The sequence below is a fragment of the Noviherbaspirillum massiliense JC206 genome, assembly GCF_000312045.1.
Classification (GTDB): domain Bacteria; phylum Pseudomonadota; class Gammaproteobacteria; order Burkholderiales; family Burkholderiaceae_D; genus Noviherbaspirillum; species Noviherbaspirillum massiliense.
Genome location: NZ_HE978634.1, coordinates 3,018,876 through 3,023,954 on the forward strand (window position 1 = coordinate 3,018,876; position 5,079 = coordinate 3,023,954).

Below are 5,079 nucleotides of genomic sequence, written 5' to 3' on the forward strand. Positions count from 1 at the left end.
GGAAGGAGTTCAATCCCCTCCCCCGGGCAGGGGGAGGGCCAGGGTGGGGGTCGAATGCATCAATACGCGATGCTGTTATTTATTTATCGAACTTTTAATAGCCAGAACCCCACACTCACCCCGCCTTCCGCCCCAACCTCACATTCACCATCACCACCCCCAGCATCACCAGCGCTGCGCCTGCAGCGAAGCGCGCATCGATCGGATCATGCAGCAGCAGCACGCCGAAGCCCACGCCGAACAGCGGCGTCAGGAAGGAAAAGACCGACAGGCGCGAGGCGAGGTAGCGGCGCAGCATCCAGAACCAGACGAGGAAGCTGAAGAAGGCGACGAGGACTGCCTGGAAGAACAGGCTGATCCAGACTGCTCTGGTCATCACGATGTCGCTGGCCTGCCCGATTGCCGCAGCCACCGCCAGCATGATGAGGCCGCCGGTGCCGAGCTGGTACAGCAGGGTGGTGGTGGGCGGCGCTTCGGACAGGGCGGAGCCGCGGATCAGGACGGTGGTGGCCGCCCAGAACAGGCCGCCGAGCACGCCCAGCACATCGCCCAGCAGGATGTCGCCCCAGTCGCGCGACTGCTGGGCGAAGCCGTTGGAAAAGGCGACCGCAATGCCGGCGAAGGCGGCGATCACGCCCAGCCACTGCAGGCCACCCATGCGCTCGCCCGGCACGAAGAAATGCAGGCCGAGCACGGTGAAGATCGGCGCGGTGTAGAGGAAGACCGATATGTGCGAAGCGCTGGTGTGCTGCAGGCCGAGGGCGACGGCGATGAATTCCAGCGCGAACAGCACGCCGGCGCCGATGCCGGGCCAGAAGCTGCCGTCGCGCAGGGAAAACTTGTTGCCGCGAACGACGATCAGCACGCATACCAGCAGCGCGGCAATCACCGAGCGCGCACCGAGCTGCATGACCGGACCCATGCCGTGTGCCGCCATTTTGACTGCGACCTGCTGCAAGCCCCAGAGCAGGCAGAGCAGGATCATGATGAGGATGGCATTGGTATCCAGCGGCTTGCGAGGCGTCATCTTCTTGCTTTCATTCGGGAAAAAATGCAGAGCGGCTATTGTAAGCGGGGCATGCCCGGCTTTGTTCTGCCGTTGTTTATCGGCGTCAATTCCGCGGACGAGATGACATGAACCACTTGCCGCCGGACGCCTCTAACTTTCTGGATTAACCATTCCGGAGCACAACACGATGGCTGAAAAAGACATGGATGCAGTGGATCTGCTGGTCAGGCAGCACAGGACGCTGGAAGACTTGCTGAAGAAGGCGGTAAAAACGGATGGCGAGGAAGCAAGGAAAGCCCTGTTTGCGGAAGCGGGCGATCTGCTGACCGTGCATATCGAGTCGGAGGAAAAAATATTCTATCCGGCGGTCAATACCGCCTGCACCGAGAACGATTTGCTGGAAGAACTGGAAGAGCACCTGTCGCTCAAGCGCCTGCTGGCCGACCTGCTGGAACTGGATCCGGCCGACAAGACCTTCGAAGCGAAGCTCAAGGTATTGCGCGAGCAGGCGGAGCACCATCACAAGGAAGAGGAAGAGCATCTGTTCCCGGAAGCGAGGAAGCTGCTCGACGGCGCGCGGCGCCAGGAGATCGGCAAGGAAATGCTGTCGCTGCAGACCTGCATGAACCGCATGGGCGAGCCGCGCGAAGTGGTGGCGAACGAAACTTCGTCCGCGGCGCCGCTGCAGTAGGAAAGGAAATTCGGGGGGATTCGAGAATGTAATTTGGGGATGTGATCCTGCAAGGAGGATGAGCGATGAAGATGAAGCGCCATATCCTGCCCGTCCTGCCGGCTGCCCTGCTGGCAGCGGCGTGCGCATGGGGACAGGACACGATTCCGCGCAAGTCCGATCCCGGCATGAAAATCCCTTCCGATCCCGGCATGGCGCGCCCACGCGGCAGCTCGGAAAAGCCGGCGGCGCCGACCGGCAAGGTGGTGGTGCCGCCGGCAACGGACTCGGAAGCGGTGGCCAAGCCGCCGGAGAATGTCGATCCGGGCATCAAGGCGCAGCCGCCTGCGAACGACGGCAGTACTGGCAGCGACGAATCGCGCAAAGAGGATGCCGCGCCGGCGCAGCGCAAGTGAGACGCCTCTGCCGGACATCTGTCTGCACGCCCCATTCCGGCCATCCTGAACAGGACCGATGCCATGCCCTCCCTCTCGTCATCCCTTGCGCGGCGCGGGTCGTTGCCGGGTCTCGTCTTCTGCCTGCTTGCCGGCGGCCTACAGGCTGCGCCGCTCTCAGCCGGCGATGGCCAGGCGAGCGCACCTTCGCCCGACCTGGAACGCGAGGTGCGAACCTTCCTCGACCGCTTCGTCGATCCGCGCAAGTCGCCGGAGGAGCAGGCGGCCTTCTTCACCGAGGATGTCGAGTATTACGAGCAGGGAACGGTCGGCAAGGCGGCTATCGTGCAGGATGTGCGGCGCTTCCAGCGCCACTGGCCCTCCCGCATCTACCGTGTGCTGGACGTGTCCTACATTGTGCCGGACCCGGAATCGGATCGCCTGTTCGTCAGCTACACCATCGAATATGAAGTCGCCAACCGCAGCCGCTCCCTCAGCGGCAGGGCGAATTACGGCGCGGTAATCAGTCATCTCGGTGAAGCGCCGAAGATCGAATGGATCAGGGAAAGGATCACGCGGCGTAAGCCGGGTGTGGCACTGACCGAAACAAAGGATGAATGACGCCGGTCAGTAGAAAGTAGGGTGCGCCGTGCGCACCATGCGATTCCGGTGCGCATGGCGCACCCTACTTCCCTTTGCAGGCGCAACGTACAAGCCTGGTGCCGCGTCTATTCAAGCCAGTTCCCAGCAGCGAGGTGGTGCGGATGGGGTAGTCACGCCCTCATTTGCCGCGCCTTCAGTGGTCGCCGTAATCCCGCTCGACCTTGCAGATGCGGGTCTTGAAAGCGGAATACCAGGTTTCGCGTCCCAGCTTCTGCGCCTCGCGGTGTTCGGCATGGGCTTTCCAGTTGCGGATGGATTCGAGGTCCGCCCAGTAGGACACTGTGATGCCAATTCCGTCGCGCGCCGACTCCATGCCGAGAAAGCCGGGCTGTTTCGTGGCGAGTTCCACCATCCGGTTTGCCATGTCTTCGTAGCCCTTGTCGCCTTCAGTGCGCAGGCTGGTGAAGATGACCGCGTAGTAAGGCGGCTTCGGCGTGCGTGCGATTTCCGACATGCTTGCTCCCCTCAGTTTTGGCCGGTGTGTCGTCCGGCCACTTGTTCTGCGATCTCATCGACGCTGGCAAACACCAGCTCCGGCGCATGCGCGCGCAAGGCCTCGATCCGGGTATAGCCCCAGCCGACTGCGCCAAAGGCAAGGCGCTCGGCGCGCGCGGCTTCGATGTCCCGGATCTCGTCGCCCACGCACAGGACTTCATGCCGGGCAAAACCGCTGTCCGCAAGCAGGCGCCGCAGCTTGCGGTGCTTGCCGAACAGGGATACGCCGCATACATAGTGATGAATCAGGGAGGCATGTTCCGGGCCGAGGACGGCGCGCACATTTTCCTCCGAGTTCGAGCTGAGGATGGCCAGCTGCGTGCCCCGTTCCGCCAGGCGCTGCAGCATCTCGCCGGCCCCGTCGAACAGTGCAATGCGCCCGATATTATCCGCCATCAGTGCCTTGAAATGCATGGCTACGCGCGGCATTTTCCACAGGGGCATGTCGACATGGCGTATCAGCTCGCGGGCATCGCATCTGCGCAACTGATCCAGGCGGCTGCGGTCCAGCCGCTTGAACCCGTGGATATCGGCGAGCGTATCGAACACTTCCAGGAAAAAGGGGAAGGAATCGGCCAGGGTGCCGTCGAAGTCGAACACGACCAGTTTGTAACTCACGTCTTCTCCGTATCTGGCGTGCCGCTCGGATGCGCGATGCCCGCTTCCAGCTCCGTAATCCGCCTGCGCAATGCGCGTTCCTCGTTCCAGCGCTCGGTCTCGTCGCGGATGATGGCCGCGATGGAGCGCACCCGCCCGTCCGGCGCCTTGAGCAAGGCTACCGTGAAGGCGATCGACAGCCCCCGCCCGTCCTTGTGCATCGCAGGTACCCGCAGCACTTGCGAGCCGTAGCGGGTATGGCCGGTCTGCATCACGGTTTGGTAGCCGTCCCAGTGCCGCTGCTGCAGGCGCTGGGGAATGATGAGGTCGAGCGACTGGCCCAGCGCCTCGCTTTCGGCATGCCCGAACATGCGCTCGGCAGCGCGATTCCAGAACACAATGTGACCGCTCGTGTCGGCAGCGACAATGGCGTCGCCTGCCGCCTGCAACAGCGATTCCGCGTCGAATTGTTCCATGCTCAAGACAGTTCTGATAGGAATTCAGCAGCGGGTAGCCATCCGCGCACCCTTGCAAGCATAATAAAGGCCTTTACGCCATCCCGTTTGTCGGAATACAAACCATGATCACAGCGGCTGTCATCGACCCCAACGCCATTTCCCGCAACCTGCTGACCAGCGTGCTGATCAACGGCGGCTATGACGTGGTCGGCGATGCGAATCATAGCTCGGCGGGAATTGCGGGCATCGTGAAATTGCGGCCGCAACTCGTCTGCATCGATATCGGCCAGCCGGATGCGGAAGGCTTCGAGCGACTGGAACATTTGCGCCAGGCATTGCCGAAGGCGCTGGTCTTCATGGTGTCCGGCACCTTCGATGCCACCACCATCGAAGCCGGAGTGCAGCGCGGCGTGCTCGGCTTCATCGTCAAGCCCTTCAACGGAGTGGCGGTATTGAAGACCATACGCAACGCGGTGCTCAGGCTGGCGAAGCAGCACCGGGAGAAGGAAGAGCAGGGCGATAGCGAGGGCTAGACCGGATTCCGGTTTGCCACGGGGAAGCAGGGGACGTAGGGTGCGCCGTGCGCACCAGGATTGCTCCGCTGAATGTGGCGCACAGCATGCTTTGCGGGACCCGCCTCCATCCATCTGCAAGGGGGTTGAGGTAGGGCGCGGTGCGCACCATGCAATGCCGGTGCGCGTGGCGCACCCTACTTCGGCTGGACGACTTTTCCTTGACCGGGGTCCCTGCCCCCATTCCAACCATCCCACTTCTCCGTTTTCAAGCGGCTCG

Annotated in this window: 8 protein-coding genes; 4 read left to right on the forward strand and 4 right to left on the reverse strand. The window is 62.6% G+C overall.

The features are described from left to right. Positions 1–115: 115 nt before the first annotated feature. Positions 116–1,027 carry a DMT family transporter gene (locus HGHM_RS14800; RefSeq protein WP_019142327.1) on the reverse strand — a complete coding sequence of 304 codons (912 nt, stop codon included), beginning with the start codon at positions 1,025–1,027 and terminating at the stop codon, positions 116–118. Between the two features lie 169 nt (positions 1,028–1,196). On the opposite strand from HGHM_RS14800, the gene HGHM_RS14805 reads away from it, so the two are divergent. The 3 genes from HGHM_RS14805 to HGHM_RS14815 all read left to right on the forward strand — a co-directional run bounded on the left by HGHM_RS14805 (position 1,197) and on the right by HGHM_RS14815 (position 2,695). After that, positions 1,197–1,700: a hemerythrin domain-containing protein gene (locus tag HGHM_RS14805; protein WP_218918039.1), complete on the forward strand. Its 504-nt coding sequence runs from the start codon at positions 1,197–1,199 to the stop codon at positions 1,698–1,700. Positions 1,701–1,765: 65 nt separating this feature from the next. Then, positions 1,766–2,095, forward strand: coding sequence for a hypothetical protein (locus HGHM_RS14810; protein WP_019142329.1), 330 nt, complete (start codon positions 1,766–1,768; stop codon positions 2,093–2,095). A 63-nt stretch (positions 2,096–2,158) separates the two neighbouring features. Then, positions 2,159–2,695, forward strand: coding sequence for a hypothetical protein (locus tag HGHM_RS14815; RefSeq protein WP_148415523.1), 537 nt, complete (start codon positions 2,159–2,161; stop codon positions 2,693–2,695). Between the two features lie 175 nt (positions 2,696–2,870). On the opposite strand, the gene HGHM_RS14820 is transcribed toward HGHM_RS14815, so the two are convergent. The 3 genes from HGHM_RS14820 to HGHM_RS14830 are packed head-to-tail and all read right to left on the reverse strand — an operon-like array spanning position 2,871 to position 4,305. Then, positions 2,871–3,191, reverse strand: coding sequence for an antibiotic biosynthesis monooxygenase family protein (locus HGHM_RS14820; protein WP_019142331.1), 321 nt, complete (start codon positions 3,189–3,191; stop codon positions 2,871–2,873). Positions 3,192–3,202: 11 nt separating this feature from the next. Further along, positions 3,203–3,850 carry an HAD hydrolase-like protein gene (locus HGHM_RS14825; RefSeq protein WP_019142332.1) on the reverse strand — a complete coding sequence of 216 codons (648 nt, stop codon included), beginning with the start codon at positions 3,848–3,850 and terminating at the stop codon, positions 3,203–3,205. Further along, complete coding sequence (locus HGHM_RS14830) at positions 3,847–4,305, reverse strand: PAS domain S-box protein (RefSeq protein WP_019142333.1); 459 nt, start codon at positions 4,303–4,305, stop codon at positions 3,847–3,849. The genes HGHM_RS14825 and HGHM_RS14830 overlap by 4 nt, the downstream gene beginning before the upstream one ends. 104 nt (positions 4,306–4,409) lie before the next feature. On the opposite strand from HGHM_RS14830, the gene HGHM_RS14835 reads away from it, so the two are divergent. After that, entirely contained in the window at positions 4,410–4,820 is a 411-nt protein-coding gene (locus HGHM_RS14835) for an ANTAR domain-containing response regulator (RefSeq protein WP_019142334.1), read from the forward strand. The last annotated feature ends 259 nt before the right edge of the window (positions 4,821–5,079 follow it).

Excerpts from the sequence above, each read along its gene's own strand:
- HGHM_RS14820 (WP_019142331.1), bottom strand. The coding sequence starts at position 3,191 with ATGTCGGAAATCGCACGCACGCCGAAGCCGCCTTACTACGCGGTCATC.
- HGHM_RS14800 (WP_019142327.1), bottom strand. The coding sequence starts at position 1,027 with ATGACGCCTCGCAAGCCGCTGGATACCAATGCCATCCTCATCATGATC.
- HGHM_RS14830 (WP_019142333.1), bottom strand. The coding sequence starts at position 4,305 with ATGGAACAATTCGACGCGGAATCGCTGTTGCAGGCGGCAGGCGACGCC.
- HGHM_RS14835 (WP_019142334.1), top strand. The coding sequence starts at position 4,410 with ATGATCACAGCGGCTGTCATCGACCCCAACGCCATTTCCCGCAACCTG.
- HGHM_RS14805 (WP_218918039.1), top strand. The coding sequence starts at position 1,197 with ATGGCTGAAAAAGACATGGATGCAGTGGATCTGCTGGTCAGGCAGCAC.
- HGHM_RS14815 (WP_148415523.1), top strand. The coding sequence starts at position 2,159 with ATGCCCTCCCTCTCGTCATCCCTTGCGCGGCGCGGGTCGTTGCCGGGT.
- HGHM_RS14810 (WP_019142329.1), top strand. The coding sequence starts at position 1,766 with ATGAAGATGAAGCGCCATATCCTGCCCGTCCTGCCGGCTGCCCTGCTG.